17 protein-coding genes and 1 other RNA gene are annotated in these 19,299 nt (G+C 39.7%); 14 read left to right on the top strand and 4 right to left on the bottom strand.

Annotation, left to right across the window (positions count from 1 at the left end):
- Positions 1-29: 29 nt before the first annotated feature.
- From bshA to QI30_RS09505, 9 genes are all read left to right on the top strand, one after another.
- Positions 30-1,175 (top strand): N-acetyl-alpha-D-glucosaminyl L-malate synthase BshA, encoded by a 1,146-nt coding sequence (gene bshA / locus QI30_RS09545; protein ID WP_020189625.1) that lies wholly within the window; start codon positions 30-32, stop codon positions 1,173-1,175.
- A complete protein-coding gene (locus QI30_RS09540; protein ID WP_020189626.1) occupies positions 1,156-2,319 on the top strand; it encodes a CCA tRNA nucleotidyltransferase in 1,164 nt (387 codons plus the stop codon). The genes bshA and QI30_RS09540 overlap by 20 nt, the downstream gene beginning before the upstream one ends.
- Entirely contained in the window at positions 2,303-3,286 is a 984-nt protein-coding gene (locus tag QI30_RS09535) for a biotin--[acetyl-CoA-carboxylase] ligase (RefSeq protein WP_020189627.1), read from the top strand. Before QI30_RS09540 ends, QI30_RS09535 begins: the two co-directional genes overlap by 17 nt.
- Positions 3,287-3,406: 120 nt before the next feature.
- Positions 3,407-6,190 (top strand): ATP-dependent DNA helicase DinG, encoded by a 2,784-nt coding sequence (dinG, locus tag QI30_RS09530; protein ID WP_126990657.1) that lies wholly within the window; start codon positions 3,407-3,409, stop codon positions 6,188-6,190.
- A gap of 36 nt (positions 6,191-6,226) precedes the next feature.
- Positions 6,227-6,712: a DUF5590 domain-containing protein gene (locus QI30_RS09525; RefSeq protein WP_020189629.1), complete on the top strand. Its 486-nt coding sequence runs from the start codon at positions 6,227-6,229 to the stop codon at positions 6,710-6,712.
- Between the two features lie 90 nt (positions 6,713-6,802).
- A complete protein-coding gene (gene asnS / locus QI30_RS09520) occupies positions 6,803-8,095 on the top strand; it encodes an asparagine--tRNA ligase (protein WP_126990656.1) in 1,293 nt (430 codons plus the stop codon).
- Positions 8,096-8,343: 248 nt separating this feature from the next.
- Positions 8,344-9,063 carry a DnaD domain-containing protein gene (locus tag QI30_RS09515; protein ID WP_126990655.1) on the top strand — a complete coding sequence of 240 codons (720 nt, stop codon included), beginning with the start codon at positions 8,344-8,346 and terminating at the stop codon, positions 9,061-9,063.
- Position 9,064: 1 nt separating this feature from the next.
- On the top strand, positions 9,065-9,724 hold the full coding sequence (gene nth, locus QI30_RS09510; RefSeq protein WP_126990654.1) for an endonuclease III: 660 nt from the start codon (positions 9,065-9,067) through the stop codon (positions 9,722-9,724).
- The gene (locus QI30_RS09505; protein ID WP_126990653.1) at positions 9,721-10,068 is read left to right on the top strand and encodes a YpoC family protein; all 348 of its coding nucleotides are present in this window, start codon (positions 9,721-9,723) and stop codon (positions 10,066-10,068) included. Before nth ends, QI30_RS09505 begins: the two co-directional genes overlap by 4 nt.
- A 273-nt stretch (positions 10,069-10,341) precedes the next feature.
- Here the strand turns inward: QI30_RS09505 and QI30_RS21110 are convergent, their stop codons facing one another.
- The 4 genes from QI30_RS21110 to recU form a co-directional block, all read right to left on the bottom strand.
- Positions 10,342-10,572 (bottom strand): IS3 family transposase, encoded by a 231-nt coding sequence (locus tag QI30_RS21110; protein WP_158621022.1) that lies wholly within the window; start codon positions 10,570-10,572, stop codon positions 10,342-10,344.
- Positions 10,569-10,829 (bottom strand): hypothetical protein, encoded by a 261-nt coding sequence (locus QI30_RS20830; protein ID WP_020189634.1) that lies wholly within the window; start codon positions 10,827-10,829, stop codon positions 10,569-10,571. Before QI30_RS20830 ends, QI30_RS21110 begins: the two co-directional genes overlap by 4 nt.
- 205 nt (positions 10,830-11,034) lie before the next feature.
- Complete coding sequence (locus tag QI30_RS09490; protein WP_126990652.1) at positions 11,035-13,581, bottom strand: transglycosylase domain-containing protein; 2,547 nt, start codon at positions 13,579-13,581, stop codon at positions 11,035-11,037.
- Positions 13,582-13,604: 23 nt separating this feature from the next.
- Positions 13,605-14,237 (bottom strand): Holliday junction resolvase RecU, encoded by a 633-nt coding sequence (gene recU / locus QI30_RS09485; protein ID WP_126990651.1) that lies wholly within the window; start codon positions 14,235-14,237, stop codon positions 13,605-13,607.
- 222 nt (positions 14,238-14,459) lie between these two features.
- Between recU and QI30_RS09480 the strand changes: the two genes are divergently transcribed.
- From QI30_RS09480 to rnpB, 5 genes are all read left to right on the top strand, one after another.
- The gene (locus tag QI30_RS09480; protein WP_126990650.1) at positions 14,460-14,822 is read left to right on the top strand and encodes a YppE family protein; all 363 of its coding nucleotides are present in this window, start codon (positions 14,460-14,462) and stop codon (positions 14,820-14,822) included.
- Positions 14,812-17,079 (top strand): DEAD/DEAH box helicase, encoded by a 2,268-nt coding sequence (locus tag QI30_RS09475; protein ID WP_126990649.1) that lies wholly within the window; start codon positions 14,812-14,814, stop codon positions 17,077-17,079. The genes QI30_RS09480 and QI30_RS09475 overlap by 11 nt, the downstream gene beginning before the upstream one ends.
- 6 nt (positions 17,080-17,085) lie before the next feature.
- On the top strand, positions 17,086-18,324 hold the full coding sequence (locus QI30_RS09470; protein WP_126990648.1) for a ribonuclease H-like domain-containing protein: 1,239 nt from the start codon (positions 17,086-17,088) through the stop codon (positions 18,322-18,324).
- A 27-nt stretch (positions 18,325-18,351) separates the two neighbouring features.
- Positions 18,352-18,711: a cell division regulator GpsB gene (gene gpsB, locus QI30_RS09465; protein WP_126990647.1), complete on the top strand. Its 360-nt coding sequence runs from the start codon at positions 18,352-18,354 to the stop codon at positions 18,709-18,711.
- Positions 18,712-18,890: 179 nt separating this feature from the next.
- An RNA gene (gene rnpB / locus QI30_RS09460) (RNase P RNA component class B) lies at positions 18,891-19,278 on the top strand.
- The last annotated feature ends 21 nt before the right edge of the window (positions 19,279-19,299 follow it).

Genomic DNA, 19,299 nt, shown 5'->3' with positions numbered 1-19,299 from the left:
TATTGAACAACAAAGAAAGGACGGGTCGGATGAGAAAATTAAAAATAGGAATTACGTGCTATCCGACAGTCGGTGGCTCTGGCGTTATGGCGACAGAGCTTGGGAAAATGCTAGCGGAGCGCGGGCATGAAATTCATTTCATTACATCTAGCATGCCGTTTCGCTTAAATAAAGTGTATCCAAATATTTTCTTCCATGAAGTGGAAGTTAATAATTATTCGGTATTCCAATATCCACCGTACGATTTAGCGCTGGCAAGTAAAATTGCAGATGTAATAAAAGAAGAACAATTGGATGTGTTGCATATGCATTATGCGATTCCACATGCGGTCTGCGCAGTGCTTGCGAGAGATATGTGTGGCTGTAATATCGGTATCGTCACAACACTTCATGGTACGGATATTACTGTACTAGGAGAGGATACATTATTACAAACAGCTATTAAATACGGTATCGATAAATCAGATATTGTTACAGCTGTTTCAGATTCACTAAAACAACAAACCTATGAATTAATCGACACGACAAAACCAATTGAAACGATTTATAATTTTGTCGATATGCGTGAATATTATAAACGTGATAACGCAGAGTTAAAAGAAGGCTTTGGCATTGCAGCCCATGAAAAAGTCATTATCCATGTGTCGAACTTCCGTAAGGTGAAGCATGTACCTGATGTTGTGGAAACATTTTTGAAAATTCGCCGAGAAGTTCCAGCGAAGTTATTACTTGTTGGAGATGGACCAGAAAAGCATGAAGTGATGAAACAAGCACGTGCGAGCGACTATACAGATGATATTTTATTCCTTGGTCGTCAAGATAATTTAGCTGAATTATATTCTATTAGTGATTTAAAACTACTGATGTCTTCAAAAGAAGCGTTTGGTCTTGTATTGCTCGAAGCAATGGCTTGTAGTGTACCAGGTATTGGAACGAATATTGGTGGGATTCCAGAAGTCATTGTCGAAGGTGAAAATGGCTATATTGTTGAATTAGGCGATACCGAAGCGGCAGCAAAAAAAGCTATTTCGTTATTACAGGATGATGCGAAGCTAGCTTCATTTAGTGAAGCAGCACGAAAACATGCACATGAGCATTTCCGTGCAGAAAAAATTGTTGAACAATATGAAGTATTGTATGAGAAGGTGGCACGTCATGACAACGATGCAATTTGATGCAGCCTTCAAGGTTATTGATGCTTTGCAGCTAGCAGGCTATGACGCAGTCGTTGTTGGCGGCGCAGTGCGCGATACATTATTAGGTGTACCCGTGCATGATGTCGATGTCGCAACGAGTGCAACGCCGGAACAAACGAAAACGGTTTTTCAAAAAACGGTCGATATTGGTATTGAACATGGCACGATTCTTGTACTTGATATGGGTGAACCGATTGAGGTCACAACATTCCGTACAGAAGGCACATATGCAGACCACCGGCGCCCGGATAACGTTGATTTTGTGACGGATTTAGCGGAGGATTTGCGTCGTCGTGATTTTACGATTAACGCAATGGCACTACGTTCAAAAACGGACATCGTTGATTTATTTGGTGGGCAAGATGATTTAGCAGCACATATCGTTCGCGCAGTTGGTGTGGCCGAGGAACGCTTTGCAGAAGATGCACTGCGTATGTTACGTGCTGTACGTTTTAGCGCAAAATTAAACTTTGATGTTGAACAGCAGACGTATACCGCGATGAAAAAACGCGCTGCAGATTTACGCTTTATTGCCATTGAGCGTATTAAAGCGGAGTTTGATCAAATTGTTCGTAGTGGACAGCCATATCGAGCCTTTCAGTTACTTGTTGATACAGGGCTCTCTACATATTTACCGGGTTCATTTCAAACAATTGAGCAGTGGCGCGGCTTTAAAGCACAAGATTCATTAACTGGTTGGGCGTTCTTTAGTTACCTAGAGCAAGATGTGCAGCTGATTTCTCGCTATCGTGGATCAAATAAGGAACAGCGCTTTGTGAAGCATGTATTTCAGGCATTACAAACGCTAAAAACGGCACCGACACCACGTGAGTTATTTGATCTTGACGAAGTGGTGTGGCAAGCCGCTACGATGATTGCCAACCATGTATGGCAGACGAATCATACCGTGGAAGACATTTTAGCAACTAAAGCAGCGCTACCGATTCAACAAAAAAATGATCTTGCCGTAACAGGCAAGGAATTTTTAGCCTGGAGTGGTCAAAAGGGTGGGCCGTGGTTAAAAGAAGCATTACAACAACTATTAAATGGTGTGTTGGATGGGACGATTCTAAACGACGAACAACACATAAGGGGATGGTTTGAACGTGAGTGGAAATTTTAAATATGAATTACTAAAACGGCTCCAAGCGGCTGGAAATGAACCACTATCTGGTCAACAAATCGCAGATGAATTAAATATTTCACGCACAGCGATTTGGAAACATATTAATCAATTAAAAGAAGAAGGCTATGAAATCGAAACCATTCGTAAAAAAGGCTATATTTTAAAACAAGCAGCGAATAATTTAGACCCAGCAAAAATTAAAGCCCTACTTGAAACAACACATTTCGGCCATACTATTTTTTATGAAGAAGTACTCGATTCGACACAACCAACTGCTCACCGACTTGCACAGGAGGGTGCAAAAGAAGGCACACTTGTTATTTGTGAGGAGCAAACAGCAGGACGCGGTCGTATGATGCGCGAATGGCAGTCACAAAAGGGGAAAGGAATTTGGATGAGTGTTATTTTACGTCCAGATGTGCCAACACATAAAGCACCGCAGTTTACGCTCGTAGCAGCAGTTGCTGTTGCGCGAGGTATTGAAGACGTAACAGGCGTGCGCCCGGCAATTAAATGGCCAAATGACTTATTAATTAATGGCTTGAAATGCACCGGCATTTTAACTGAAATGCAGTCTGAACCAGATCTTGTGAATGCACTTATTATGGGTATTGGTATTAATGTGAACCATGAGCAACAAGATTTCCCTGAAGAAATTCAAGGCATTGCGACGTCATTAAAATTACAGGCAGGAAAAGAAATTGACCGTGCAGAATTAACTGCGCGTATTTTATTCTATCTAGAACGCTATAGCGCTGAGTATGTAATAGAAGGCTTTGAAAACATTAAAAAACAATGGGAAAGCTATTCATGCACACTAGGTCAGCGCATTAAAGCGACAACATTACGTGATGTTTTAATTGGGGAAGCTGTTGAAATTACAGATGATGGCGTCTTAAAAATTAAATTAGATAATGGTGAAATTAAAGGTGTTTATTCGGCCGATATTTCATTAGAACCATAAAAAGGAGAGGATTCGCATTATACGCGGAGCCTCTCTTTTTTATTACAGGAATCTAGTAGGCTTACATGTAGGATATATGATAAAATCAAGTATATTATGAACGGAAAGTGTGAAGTATTTATGGAAAGTCAAACGTATGCTGTTGTTGATTTAGAAACAACAGGGCATTCTTCAAAGCAAGGCGACCGCATTATTCAAATTGCGATTGTGTTTATGAAAGATTGGCAAGTCGTGGATACTTACACGAAATTTGTTAATCCAGAGCAAAACATCCCGTCGTTTATTGAGGATTTAACCGATATTTCAAACGCGGATGTCGCGCATGCGTTGCCATTTCAGGACATCGCATACGATGTATATGAAAAACTGCAGGGGACGGTTTTTGTCGCGCATAACATCGACTTTGATTTACCATTTTTACAATCAGAGTTTACGCGCTGTGGGATTCCGCTATGGCAAGGAAAATCACTTGATACGGTTGAATTAGCGAAAATTTTATTCCCAACATCGTATAGCTATAAGTTGCAAGACTTAGCGTTAGAGCTTGGTATCATTCACCAAAAAGCCCATCGTGCAGATGATGATGCCTTAGCGACCGCCTATTTATTAAAGGCATGTTACGATAAAATGCTACAGTTACCATTACGTGTGCTTGAACAATTGCATAAGCGTTCTTTTAAGGCGAAAACGAATATTTCAGCGTTGCTTTTTGATGTTATTCGTGAGAAAAGGCAAGGTACGAAAAAACCAATAGGGTATACGATATACCGTGGCGTCACATTAAAAGAACAGGTACCTGTAGTAAAAGAACAGGTGAAAAAATGTAGTTACCCAGCATCACTAGAAGCGAAGAAAACATTGTTTGAAGCTCAGTTTGAACGATTTGAAATCCGTGACGGTCAATTCCGTATGATGGATAGTGTCTGGAATTCATTAAATAATCGACAAGAAGTATTGATGGAAGCATCAACAGGTATCGGCAAGACATTAGCCTATTTGATTCCAGCGATGATTTATACGGCGCGTCATGACGGCAAAATGGTCATTAGTACATATACCTCACATTTACAAGAGCAGTTGTTAATGGAGGAATTGCCAAAAGCCGAAGCCATTATTGGTATGAAAGCGAATATTGCGGTATTAAAAGGCATGAAGCATTATGTCGATATTGACCGTTTTAGTGATATGGTTCAAGTATTCGATGATTCCTATGATGAGAACTTTGCGAAGATGCAATTTATTACGTGGTTAGCAGAAACGACATCTGGGGACTTGACGGAACTAAATTTATCAGGTGGCGGCCATTTATTTTTAGAAAAGGTACGTCGTAGTGACACCACAAAAGATACGCGTCGCAAGGGAGCTTTTGACTTTTATTTGGCAGCACTTGAGCAATGTAAGTCAGCCGATTTAATTGTGACGAATCATGCGATGGTTGTTGCGGATCTACAGCGTTCAGAACCGATTCTAAACAATATTGATGGCTGGATTATTGATGAGGCGCATCAGATGGTGCAAGCGGCAATGGTACGTGAAGAAACGGTGTTTTTATATCGAGAATGGAAGTATGTACTCGGTCAATTAGGCTCGATGTCTCAGCGCACACTCGAGCATGATTTCTATGCACGTATCGAGTCATCAGGACGTGTTCATATTCGCAAGGTGCTCGAGTGTCAGCAATATTTTGGCAATATGCTGGATTCCTTTGAACGCGCCATGAAACAAATGACGAAGTATTTAAATTTACCAGCCGGTGTTACAAGGTCAATGAAATATACATTTTTATGGCAAGATGTGCAAATTGAGCAACTTTTACTACGCGAAGTTAGTCAACATTTAGGACGCTTTTTAGCAAGTGCTAAGCAACTGACGACCGTTTATTTACAACAAGTAGATGAATTGCCTTTATCACAGCAGGCAACATTAGATGATTGGCATTACTGGCTAGACGAACTAGCATTAAAACATGCAGAGTGGGATGCTTTGTTCTTACAACAACGCCGTGCTGAAACGATGTGGCTAGAGCTTGATGCCCGTAGCTTACCAGGAAGTATTCAAATTATGAAAAAACCGTTAAGTATTAAGCGCACGGTTATGAGTGTTTTTGATAAATTTCGTGGCAAAATGGGAATTGTATGGGCATCTGGTACATTAACAGCTCCCGAGAATACGCGCTTTATTGCCAATCAGCTAGGAATTGATGCGTCGGTGCCGTTGTATCAATTCCAAGCACCTGCTTCCTATTATGAAGGCGCACAAGTATATATTGTGGACGATATGCCAGATATTAAAGGTGTATCACAAATGATTTACATTGAGCATGTGGCACAGGCGATTGTTGAAACGGTGCTTGCTACAAATGGTCGATGCTTTGTATTATTTACATCGCAGGAAATGTTGAAAAAGACCGTTATGCTTATTCAAGAAACCGACCAACTTGAAGAATTTATGCTGTTTGCACAAGGTGTCTCAAGTGGTAGCCGCATGAAGCTATTAAAAATGTTCCAAAAATTCGAGCGCTCGGTATTATTTGGCACAAATTCTTTCTGGGAAGGTGTTGATGTACCAGGGGATGCGTTGTCAGCAGTTATTGTTGTGCGTTTGCCTTTTACCTCACCAAACGAACCGGTGTTTAAAGCAAAAGCAGATGCATTACAGGCAAAAGGCATGAATTCATTTTATAAACTATCTCTTCCTGAGGCGATTATTCGCTTTAAACAGGGCTTTGGCCGTTTAATTCGTTCGTCACATGATAAGGGGGCATTTATTATTTTGGATCGCCGAATTGAAACAAAATCATATGGCCATCAGTTTTTAGATGCTCTACCAAATGTCCCTGTTGAAAAAGTTCCGCTTGGGGATATGGTGTTACAATTAGAACATTGGTATAATGATGAAGTATGAACAGGTTCGTACAACTTAAACGTATAAGGTGATAACATGAAAAACTGGTTAAAATTCTTATCCATATTTTTCGTTTGTTTGGCACTCGTGTTAGTCGTCATTATCGGTTGGAGTGCATACTCACCGTTTCGTAGCATTGAAAGCCAAGCAGAAGATGCCGTCATTCAAAATAAGCAGTTAAAAGAAGTAAGCGAATCTTACGTCTACAATGGGACATCTTCGTATGTGACGGTAATTGGTAAGGATAGCAAAAATAAAGACAAAGCGATCTTTGTATTGCAAGATCAGGTCAATCAAAAAGGACCTGCACTGAAAATGAAAAATGGCATTTCAGCAGAAGAAGCGGTGGAAATCGCCAAGAAAAAAGATCCAAATATGAAACGCGTGCTCCATACGAAGCTCGGTTTAGAAAAACCAGGTGCGGTATGGGAAATAACGTATAAAACAAAAAATGACAAACTGAATTACGTGTATATCACATACACTTCAGGTAATTGGTGGAAGCGAATTACGAATTTGTAATGTAAAATAGAAATAATTATGTCTTTTGCTAGATGTTTGTATATAATGGTAATGAAAACTATAGCGAATCGCTGTTAAATGGAGGATACTATGACAAAAATTATGATTTCAGATATGCCTAAGCATGTCGGTGAAACAGTTACCATTGGCGCTTGGTTATTTAACAAACGTTCAAGCGGTAAAATCGCATTTCTACAATTACGTGACGGCTCAGGCTTCGTGCAAGGCGTTGTCGTAAAAGCAAACGATGAAGAGGTTTTTGCAACAGCAAAAGCACTTCACCAAGAAACATCAATGTACGTAACAGGTGAAGTAACAGAAGATACACGCTCTTCATTCGGTTACGAACTACAAGTAACAGGAATTGAAGTTATCGGAGAAGCACATGATTATCCGATCACACCAAAAGAACACGGTGTTGAATTTTTAATGGACAACCGTCACTTATGGTTACGTTCTAAAAAACAACACGCTAATATGGTCGTACGTAATGAAATTATTCGTGCAACATATGAGTTCTTTAATGATAATGGCTTCAAAAAAGTCGATCCACCAATCTTAACAGGTTCTGCACCAGAAGGAACATCTGAATTATTCCATACAAAATATTTCGATCAAGATGCATACCTTTCTCAATCAGGCCAACTTTACATGGAAGCTGCTGCAATGGCACTTGGTAAAGTTTTCTCATTCGGTCCAACATTCCGTGCCGAAAAATCAAAAACACGTCGCCACTTAATCGAGTTCTGGATGATTGAACCAGAAATGGCGTTCGTTGAACATGATGAATCACTTGAAGTACAAGAACAATTTGTTGCACATGTTGTTCAATCTGTACTGAAAAATTGTAAATTAGAGCTTGAAGTACTTGGTCGTGACACAGCGAAGCTTGAAAAAGTAACAGCGCCATTCCCACGTATTTCTTATGATGATGCCATCGAATTCTTACACAAAGAAGGCTTTGATGATATTCAGTGGGGTGATGACTTCGGTGCACCACATGAAACAGCTATTGCAAATCACTTTGATTTACCAGTATTTATCACATGTTATCCGAAAGGTATCAAACCATTCTACATGCAACCACACCCAGATCGTGACGATGTCGTGCTTTGCGCTGACTTAATCGCACCAGAAGGCTATGGTGAAATTATCGGTGGTTCTGAACGTATTTGGGATCATAAATTAATGAAAGAACAAATCGAAGCAGCTGGTTTAGACCCAGAAGCATACGCATGGTACTTACAACTACGCGAATTCGGTTCAGTTCCTCACTCAGGTTTTGGTTTAGGTTTAGAACGTACAGTTGCATGGATTACAGGTGCAGAGCATGTACGTGAAACAATTCCATTCCCACGTTTATTAAACCGTATTTACCCATAGTACGTTTAGTAAGCAGCTAGCATTGCTAGAAATCCAGACCATTTCTAGCAATGACCTTGCCCACCAGACAGGGCAGGAAAAGTTACAACAGTCAGTCGAACCACATTTCAAAAGAAATGTGGTTCTTTTTTATAGAAACGATAAAAAAGTTGAACCATTTCAAAGGTAGCAAAGCGCGAATAGGTAGTGTTATAATGAGCATTGAACGTCTGAGAAGACATAACAATTTTGCATTGGAGGAGTCATACGTGAACGAACAACAAAAAAGGCTCCAAACGTGGATTGAGCGTGGAAATGTGACCATTTCACAGCTCTTTTTTCAATATTATAAAGAGCTTATGATCGCCGACAATGATGCCATGCTTATTATGCATTTACAGGCATTTCATGATGAAGGCGAATTATTCCCAACACCAAATCGTATTGCAGAACGTATGCATTTATCAGCTGATGCGATTTCAGCTGCGATGCAACGCTTAATGCAAAATGGCTATATTGAAATTGTACAAAATATTACAGATGGTGTTCTTTATGAACAAATTAATTTAATGCCACTGTGGATGCGATTACTAGATTGTGCAACAAATGAAAAACAACAAGTGCAAGAACAACAAATTGAGATTGAAGAAGGCGAATTATTCCGCTTATTTGAGCAAGAATTTGGTCGTCTTTTATCACCAATGGAAGCAGAAACTGTGGCGATGTGGTTAGACCAAGACCATCACACACCTGCTTTAATTCGTAAGGCACTCATGGAAGCCGTATTAGCACAAAAAGTAACGATGCGTTACATTGACCGTATTTTATTTAATTGGAAGAAAAACAATATTAAAACGGTTGAAGAAGCGGATCTTTATGCGCAGAATTTCCGTGATCATAATTTGAAAAAGCAATTACAACAGCAGCCTGAACTAACACAACCTGTCAAACGGGCGCCTTTTTATAATTGGCTAGAAGAGGAGGAATAGCATGTTAACAATTAAGCAATGGTTACATTGTTTAGATGAGATGGATGCGATGTTCCCAGATGCGCAATGTGAACTCGTCCATGATAATCCGTTTGAATTAACGATTGCGACGTTATTATCTGCGCAATGTACCGATGTACTCGTTAATAAAGTGACGAAAACATTGTTTCAAAAATATAAAACACCAGAAGATTATTTGGCGGTGCCTCTTGAAGAACTTGAGCAAGATATTCGTTCAATCGGTTTATTTCGTAGTAAAGCGAAAAATATTCAAAAGCTATGCCAGCGTTTATTAGACGTTTATAATGGCGAGATTCCAGCAGACCGTGAAGAACTTGTTACTTTGCCCGGCGTAGGGCGTAAAACAGCAAATGTCGTATTATCGGTTGCCTTCAATGTACCTGCAATGGCAGTTGATACGCATGTAGAGCGTATTACGAAGCGTTTAGGCCTTTGTCGCTGGAAAGATAGTGTCTTAGAGGTTGAACAAACAATTATGCGTAAAACGCCAATTGAGCGCTGGAATAAAGCACATCATCAAATGATTTTCTTTGGTCGCTATCATTGTAAGGCGCAACGTCCAGGGTGTCATACATGCCCATTATTTGATGACTGTCGAGAAGGGCAGAAGCGTTTTAAGAAAGGACTTGTCACCCGATGATAGAAGCACATAAAGAAAAAATTTCAAAAGAAGCGGTAGATGAATGGTTTGCAATATGGGAAACACAAGAACGTGCAATTCATGAAGCACATCATAGTCGTGATAAAGCGGTGAAAGCTTTAATGGAGCAAGCGATTGTACATTACGAGCAATTTATTCAAAATGCTTCAAATACAACAGATGCCTTACAAGTGAGCGAAACATATGAAGTGTTGCCAATCAATGGTATGGAACGTTTGCAATTTGTAAAAACACGTCCAGGACAATATGCATGCTATCGTCAGTTAGATGAATTATTCATTGAAACGAAAAAACGCTGTGCACGTCTGCGCTTGAAAAAATAATGAGACTTACGCAAAAAAAGAGGCTTTGACATACGTGTAAAGACAACCGCTCCTATGAGCATAAGAAAAACCGGCATCGCGCTGTGGCGCGGTGCCGGTTTTTCGTTGCGAACGCTAAAAAAAGAAAATAACGTGTTTGGAACTGACCCACGAAAGTGAGACAAAGAAAAAGACACGTTCTTTCAGCTAAATTTGACGGACGCTTTCCTGGGGCATGGCGGAAGCCGCCTCGCTCGCAAGCTCACTGCGGGGTCTTCCACTCATGCTATTCCCCTAGGAGTCGCCGTCAAATTCTTGTTTAACCATCTTTTTCCGGTATTCAACTGGAGAAAAGTGGTTTAACTTTGCCAAAATTCGCGTATGATTATCGTAGTTGATGTATGCTTGAACGGTTTGAACGACAACGTCATTTGTCGTTCTCAAAAGCCCTTCAAGATAAAACGTTTCGCACTTTAGACTGGCGTGAAACGTTTCAATGATTTGAAGCAGAATTTGGTGAATCACTTCCTTTCCGATGAGATGTACTTTTTTAAAAGAGCTAGTTGAAGTTTTAGCACTTCATTTTGTAAGGTTAACGCCGTCACTTCATCTAAATCCGCTTGAAATGGTCCTTTTCCATAGCTGTATTGTTTTCCAAGAGGCTGTTGTAATCGATGCACCTCTCCATCTTGATACCACTTTACCCATTGATAAATCTGTGTATTATTTTTAATTCCACATGCCTTCATCATTTCATTTACTGGCACATTTGCCAACTTCATCTCGAGTGGCTTTCATTTTTGTTTCGTATGAATACGTTTGTTTTTTGCCCATCAAAAAACACCTCCAAAGATTGTATACCCTTGAACGTGTCTTTTTCTTTTTATGTTGTCTCAGATTTTTAGGTCAGTTCGTTTTGTCCCAACCTCTTTTTTATATATGCATAAAAAAAGAAGCGAGGACGGAACCTCGCTTCTTTTCATGTCTTTATTCTTCAGTACCTTCATCTTGCCCAGTAGTTGGTGATTCTGGACGTGTACTAGAAGTATGTGCTTCACCGCCGCTATTACTATTGCTTGATGAGTTATCCTCACCCGTTGACGGCGTTGTACTACCTTGGTCGGAATTTGTACCGCCACCATTATTCTGGTTCGAATTGTTTTGGTTAGATGAGTTATCTTCACCCGTTGACGGCGTTTCCGGTTGTGTAGGTGTTGTTGTGCCACCTTGTTCAGAAGAGTTGTTGTCATTGCCGGTTGATGGCGTTTCGGTCGACGGTTCTTCAGTCGTTGGTTCTTCGGTAGTCGGCTCCTCAGTCGTTGGTTCTTCGGTAGTCGGCTCCTCAGTCGTTGGTTCTTCAGTAGTCGGTTCCTCAGTCGTTGGCTCTTCGGTAGTCGGCTCCTCAGTCGTTGGTTCTTCTGTTTTATTTGTTTCGGTTGTTGGTGGTGTTTGCGTTTGTGGCTTTGTAGTAGTAGAACTTGGCGCAGAAATTTGCGCACCACGTACATATAATTCACCATTTGAACCTTCTACGACAGTGTCAGGTTTTGTAAATGATTTTGTTTCTTTACCAGCAGAAATTTCCGTCATGACTTGTTTAAATAAAGTTTGTGGAATATGTTTTTCTGTTAATGTTTTTAAGCCTGTTTGACGTTCTGGATCCCCAGCCCATGTTGCAACAGAATAGTTTGTTGTATAACCAATAAACCAACTATCTGGTGCAGTTTCAGCAGGGAGGCCTAATTTTTGTTTTTTCGCTGCATCAAAGTTTGTTGTACCGGATTTACCAGCAATATCTAAGCCATAAATGCTTGCAGCAGTACCTGTCGCACCAGCTTTAGAGCTTACAACATCACGTAACATATCTGTTACCATATAGGCAGTGAAATCACTCATTGCATCTTTTGGATCTGGTGTATATGATTTCGATGTTTTGCCATCACGGTAAACAATTTTCTTCACAGCATGTGCTTCTGTGTAAATCCCATTATTACCAAATGAAGCATAAGATGCCGCCATTTGAATAGGAGATACAGTTACATTACCGCCACCGATTGCATCCGATTCAAGTAATGCTTTATCATCAGCTGGTTTAATACCAACTTTAGCTAAGAATTTTTTCGATTTTGAAGCGCCGACTTCTTTAAATGTTTTCACAGCCGGAATGTTACGAGAACGATATAATGCTTCGCGTATTGTCATATTACCTAAATACGTATTATCGACATTTGTAATCGTTTGATTTGTACCAGTGTATTTAATTGGTTCATCGGTAATCGTTGTACCAGTTGACCATTTTTTGTTTTCAATAACAGGACCATAATCAATTAATGGTTTCATTGTTGACCCTGGTTGATGTTTACTAGCAGCCATATTTAAACCACGTTCTGGACCATAGTTACGACTACCACCAACCGCTGCAAGTGCACCTGTTTGAGTGTCAACAACAGCCATACCAGCTTGAATGTCTTCTGCTGTACGACCGACGAAGTTTGCGTCAGCATTTAATGCTTTTTCAACAGATTTTTGAGCTGTCACATCTAAGTTTGTATAAACACTAATACCTTCTTCTAATGCCTTTTCATCACCATTTTCAGCAAGTTCTTTTAAAACAACATCAATGTATGCATCGTATTTTGATTTCGCCGCTGCTTGACGTTTGCTTTCAGGAAGTAAGCCTTTTTTAATATCCACTTTTTGCGCTTTTTCCATTTCAGCTTTTGTGATTTTTTTATTGTTATACATTAATAATAAAACAACATTACGACGTTTCTCAGCACGCTCTGGATTTTTAAATGGATTGTAGCCATTTGGTGCCTGTGGCATACCAGCTAGTACAGCCATTTCATCTAACGATAAATCTTTTAGCTCTTTACCATAAAAATATTCAGCTGCTGTGCCAAAGCCATAAATACGACCAGACATTAAAACTTTATTAAAGTACATTTCAAAAATTTCATCTTTCGAATACTCACGTTCTAATTGCATTGCTAAGTATGCTTCTTGTACTTTACGTTTCATTGTTTTGCTATTATCAAAGAATGAGTTTTTAATAACTTGTTGTGTCAGTGTTGAGGCACCTTGTGCGCCAAACCCATCACGTATGTTTGCCACCACTGCGCCACCTAAGCGCCAGAAGTCAATACCACTATGATCGTAGAAACGTGCATCCTCTGCTGAAAGAATCGCATCACGCATTTCTTTCGGTATCTCTTCATATTTTACATTTTCCCGTTCTTCGCTACCCATTGAATAAAACTCTTTGCCATTTTTATCATAGAATTTAGAAGAAACAGGGTCTTTTAATGTGTCCTCGTTAAGTTCGGGTGCCGTAAATGCTAAATATGCAAACACAGCGCCACCGATTAAAAATAGTACGATGAAAAGAGATGCTAAACCAATTAATATACGTTTGGCTAATGATTTTTTTGATTTCTCTTTTTTCGATGTTGTTTTTTTCTTCGGAGACGTTTGACGTTTTGCTTTTTGAGTTTGCTGTTTACGACGTTGTTCCCTCGTCATTTTCTCGTCCACAGAAATCCCTCTCTTTCTACCTATCACAATGCGGATAGTAGTTGATCCACCGCTTTTAAGTAATCAAGCCGCGGTGCATAGCTCTCCGTTATTTCAATTGCTTGTTCTTCGAAAACGTTTAGTGGAATGGATTTTCTTGCACCTTTTTCCATCGCTTGCCAAGCACTATCTAGTACATCAAATGGTAAGACGAAAAAACGTTCTAAAGTTGAAAAACAAACAAGTAAAAAACAAACCCCTTTTTGTTTTGTTGCCGCACGCATATGTGTTACTTGGTGTTCATGGACATTTTGAAGCGGGAAGGACGTTTTATTTTTCGTCTCTTTCGCATCAAAGTCAATATAGTATCCATTGTAAACGCCATTATAGTCTGTTGTGGAAGGTGTTCTAAAATACGCCTCCTGAATGACTGCTGCACTTCGTGACGGGTACGCTACTTTGACGATTTGTACAGGAACAGGTTTCTTATGAATAACTGCTGTACCTCGTTGTAAATAAAACATATTGGCTTCATCGATTTCATCTTCTAAGCTTTTCCCGCGATTACTAAAGGTTAATTTATTTTTCGCTAGAACATCTGATTTTTTTTTCGATTCATTTTTCACCGTTTTATTTTGGGGCGTGTATTGTCGTCCGTTTGGATAGCGAATTGCCATTCTATCACTCCTTACCGCCTATATCATATCACATATGTAATGAACTGTTTTTTTGCGACTACTCACAAGATATTAGCAATGTTAAGTATTGAATGCAAATTCTAATGACACTATTATCGCCAGAAATGGTAATTTGAATTATACTAAAAGATAACATAGAAAGAATGTTTGTTCGCTTTTTTAAGCGATTTTTTGATAAATTAAGTGAAAGAGGCGTTTGAAATGCTCCAACAAATAACAACACAACTTTATGAAGAATGCGATAACAGCTGGACACGTTTTATGCAATTCCGTGAACAGCAATACGAGCCGGACTTTTTTGATGAAGTAAGACCATACGCAAATCAAATACATGAATTGTTAAATGAATGGCAGCAGCTAGCTGAACAATTTATTGTGGAGTACCATCCAAAATATGTGCATATGGTACAAATTAATAATGCAGCAGAGCAAATTGAACAATTTGTTGTCCAGTCTTTTTATATTAAAACGAGTAAAAAAAGATTATATCAATCAATTCAAGCTGCCAAATATACATGTGAAACATTGCTAAGTGCAATGCGTGAGGTAGTAGATGAATCTTAAACCGACGTTAGCTGAATGGATTGCTGATTTTACGACTAGTGAAGCGCGCAAAAATATTGAGCATATCGAAATTATGCCTGCAACAAACGGTGTCTATTCACCACTACCAAGTGACTTACATCCAAAATTAGCATCGGCACTTTTAAGTCGAGGCATTACACAACTTTACAGCCATCAGGCAGAGGCTTACCACCATGCGATGCATCAACAATCATTTACGGCCGTTACACCGACAGCATCAGGAAAATCGCTGTGCTATCATTTACCCGTTCTACAAACGATTTTAACGAACCCTTCAAGTAGGGCACTGTATTTATTTCCAACAAAGGCGCTAGCACAAGACCAAAAAAATGCGGTTAACGATTTAATCGAAGCGATTGATGTGCCTATTTTGAGCTATACCTATGATGGTGACACAGCGCCTGGTATTCGAACGAAAGTACGTAAAGCAGGGCATATTGTGATGACAAATCCGGATATGCTTCATGCGGCGATTTTACCACATCATACAAAGTGGGTATCACTTTTTGAAAATCTTGATTATATTGTCATTGATGAATTGCACACGTACAAGGGCGTTTTTGGCTCACATGTGGCACATGTTTTACGTCGTCTAAAACGTATTTGTCATTATTATGGTAGTAATCCAACGTTTATTTGTACGTCTGCAACAATAAAAAATCCACAACAATTAGCATCGGCCTTAACGAATGAACCGCAGCAACTTATCGCTAAAAGCGGGGCACCGACAGGGCAAAAAACATTTTTATTTTACAACCCGCCTGTCATTCATCCAACATTTGGTGTAAGGCGTAGTGCCATATTAGAAGTAAAAGACATTGCTAAAAAATTGTATGAGGCAAAGATTCAAACGATTGTATTTGCCAAAAGTCGTGTACGTGTCGAAATGCTCGTGACCTATTTGAAAAGCTTAACAGCGAAAAAAATTAATGATCAATCGATTCGTGGCTATCGTGGCGGCTATTTACCGAGTGAGCGACGTGCGATTGAAAAAGGGTTACGTGATGGCACGATTCAAACGGTCGTATCGACGAATGCCCTTGAGCTTGGTGTAGATATTGGCCAACTACAGGCTTGTATTATGACAGGTTACCCAGGAAATATTGCGAGTGCATGGCAACAAGCGGGACGTGCAGGGCGCAGACAAGATGATGCGCTCGTCATTTATGTTGGGCAATCAACAGCACTTGATCAGTATTTAATGAAGCATCCTCATTACCTATTTAATAGATCACCTGAAGAAGCGCGCATTTTCCCGGAAAATGTCCTTATTTTAATGGATCATTTAAAATGCGCTGCATTTGAATTACCATTTCATGAAGGAGATGCGTACGCTGAATTTGATGTAGCCGATTTTCTCGATTATTTCGTTGAGGAACAAGTGCTATTAAAAACAAGTGATACCTGGCATTGGATGGCAGATAGTTTTCCTGCACATGACATTAGCCTACGTTCAGCGTCACAAGAAAATGTGGTCATTATTGATCAAACTATCCCGACAAAAACGCATGTTATTGGTGAAATGGACCGCTATAGTGCCATGACTCTCTTACATGAAGAAGCTATTTATTTACATCAAGGAACGCAATTCCAAGTTGAAAAACTCGATTGGGAAGAAAAGAAAGCATATGTTACGGAAGTGGATGTCGATTATTTTACCGATGCAAATTTAGCAGTAGAGCTAAAAGTAATGTCTGAGGACAAAGAGCGTGTTGTCGATGGCCTAACGATTGATTATGGGGATGTGATGACACTTGCAACGGCGACAATCTTTAAAAAAATCCGCTTCAATACACATGATAATATTGGTTCTGGTCCGATTACATTGCCACCAGAGGAGCTTCATACATCAAGTACATGGCTAAGTTTTGAGGCACCGAGTAATTGGAGTGAGGATGATTTAAGTAGTGCTATGACCGGAGTAGCCTATGCGATGAATAGCTTTATTCCACTGTATATTCAAAGCGACCGTAGCGACGTCCATGTCATTCCACAAGTGAAGGCGACGCATAATGGCAAACCGACATTTTTTGTTTACGACCGTTATCCTGGTGGCATTGGGTTAAGTGAGCGCGTATACGACTTATGGGAGCCTTTACTAGATCGTGTCTATGAGCACGTTGACGGCTGCTCATGTCAGCATGGTTGTCCATCTTGCATTGGCGCACAGGATTTAGAAGAAGGCGGCAAAAAGCAAGTAAAGAAATTTTTAGAGACGGTGTTATTGAGAGGATGATTGCACATGTCTTATGAGAAAAAATTATTGGCAATGAAAAAAATGGTAAAGAAAAAAACGACAACAGCGCCCAAACCAGCTTATAAAAAACCGCAGCCACCCGTATACAGTGATGCTTGGGAAAATGTTGGATTAAAGCGTATTGATAATGACTTTGGTACCGTATTTGTCCGTGAGGTGCATTATGGGTTTGATTATGTGCACGGTGCCTATCCATTAGGTGCGTTTACAGAAGCACTTGAAACTTGGCAGCAGCATGAGCATCCCATTGCGCTAACAGATGACCAACCTATTGTATTTTATGACACTGAAACGACGGGCTTAAAAGGCACGGGGACACATATTTTTTTAAATGGCTTATTAACATTTGAAGCGCATGAATTTGTCTTAAAACAATATGTTTTGGCCGATCCAAGTCATGAAGCGGCATTTTTATTTGAATCAAGGTTTTGGCAAGGTAAAAAAACGGTATTAACATATAATGGGAAGAGCTTTGATTGGCCTCAATTACAAATGCGTTGGACTTTTCATCGCGATGTATTGCCACCACTTCAAACGCCACATCATATTGATTTAATGCATAGTGCCAAACGAATTTGGAAGCAGGAGCTTGCACGTATGAAATTAAGTGAAATTGAACGACATAAATTAGGCTTTGTGCGAGACGGCGATGTGCCAGGCTATTTAGCACCCGTTATTTATTTAGATGCCGTTAGAACGGGCGAGACAGATGCTTTATTAAAAGTACTTACTCATAATGAATACGATTTATTATCTCTCGTTACCTTATACGTGCAAGAAACGAAATTATTAACGGAAGGTGTACGCGAAGAAAGTGCAAAAGCGTATACGAATATCGGCAAGTGGTATAAAGATTTAAAAGCTTCTGATGAGAGTTTGGAACTTTTACGTGATGTAACGCATCTATATGATGTGGATGAAGCCGCAGAGGCCTCTTTCTATAAAGGCTACTTGTTAAAAAAACGTGGTGAATTTCAGCAAGCCTATGATTGCTTTTTGCTTTGTACACCTTATGTAAACGAACGTCAGCGCCTAGAAGCCTATACGGAATTAGCAAAGCTGTGTGAGCATCAATTGCATGATATTGAAGCGGCACTGCGTTATACAGAAAAGGCAATCGTTGAAACAAAAAAAAGTATTTGCTATAAGGAAGCAGCGAAAGAAAAGCGGATTAATGCACTTACGCATCGACACGTACGTTTAAAGAATAAAAATGTGCTATAATAAAATCTATATAGAAGCGAAAGGACGATGGACTTGGATATCAAACTATCTGCTAAAATCATTTTAGATAAAGATTTTAAAACAGGTCTTCGTGGCTATAGCCAGGACGAGGTTGACCAATTTTTAGATGAAATCATTCAAGATTATGAAAGTTTTGAACAAGTATTAAAGCAAAAAGAGGCGCGTATTGCGGAGCTTGAAGAACAACTAAGCAATGCAGAAGTCGCGCCAGCACCTGTTGCTGCAGCACCAGTTCTTGAGAAAAAGGAAGTAGAAGAGCCGCAACAAGTAGCGAACGGTGTCACAAATTACGATATTTTAAAACGCTTAGCGAATCTTGAAAAACGTGTATTTGGTGACAAGTTATATAATGACTTCGAAGGATAATCGAAACCACCTTATTTCTCTGGAATCTTAGAGATGAGGTGGTTTTTTGTATCGAAAAGCAATGAATAATTTTAAGGCTTAATTGTCGGAAAATACTTATTTTTTAATTGCGTCATAAAAAAAGGCTAAAAACCTTGTCATAGCACTTTTGAAGGACTATAATAACTACAGCATCATAGATGAATGAGTAATCGCTGGAACACATTCGTGTTGCTGAGGAAAGTCCATGCACGCACGGTTCTGAGATGACCGTAGTGATCGTATTTCGCGAATAAATAAGCGGAAGTAGCTGAAATGCTAACGGCGGAAGGAAAACCTAAGTCTTCGGATAGGGTTGACACTTCCTGAAAAGTGCCACAGTGACGAAGTCTAACAGGAAACTGTTAGAGTGGAACGAGGTAAACCCTGCGAGTGTGCAACCCAAATTATGGTAGGGGCGCCGTACCGACGGAATTGAACAGAGGTATGGATTGGCTGTCTTTATACAGTCAATAGATAGATGATTACTACCCAGAGTACGAGGCTTACGCCGTTTGAGTACAAGGGCACAAAACATGGCTTATAATTCTATATGGTGTACTTTTATTA

This window comes from Candidatus Kurthia intestinigallinarum (genome assembly GCF_003991225.1).
In the GTDB taxonomy this organism is placed as follows: domain Bacteria; phylum Bacillota; class Bacilli; order Bacillales_A; family Planococcaceae; genus Kurthia; species Kurthia populi.
Note: the sequence above shows the minus strand (reverse complement) of the source record. Positions and strands in the feature narration are given on the sequence as shown.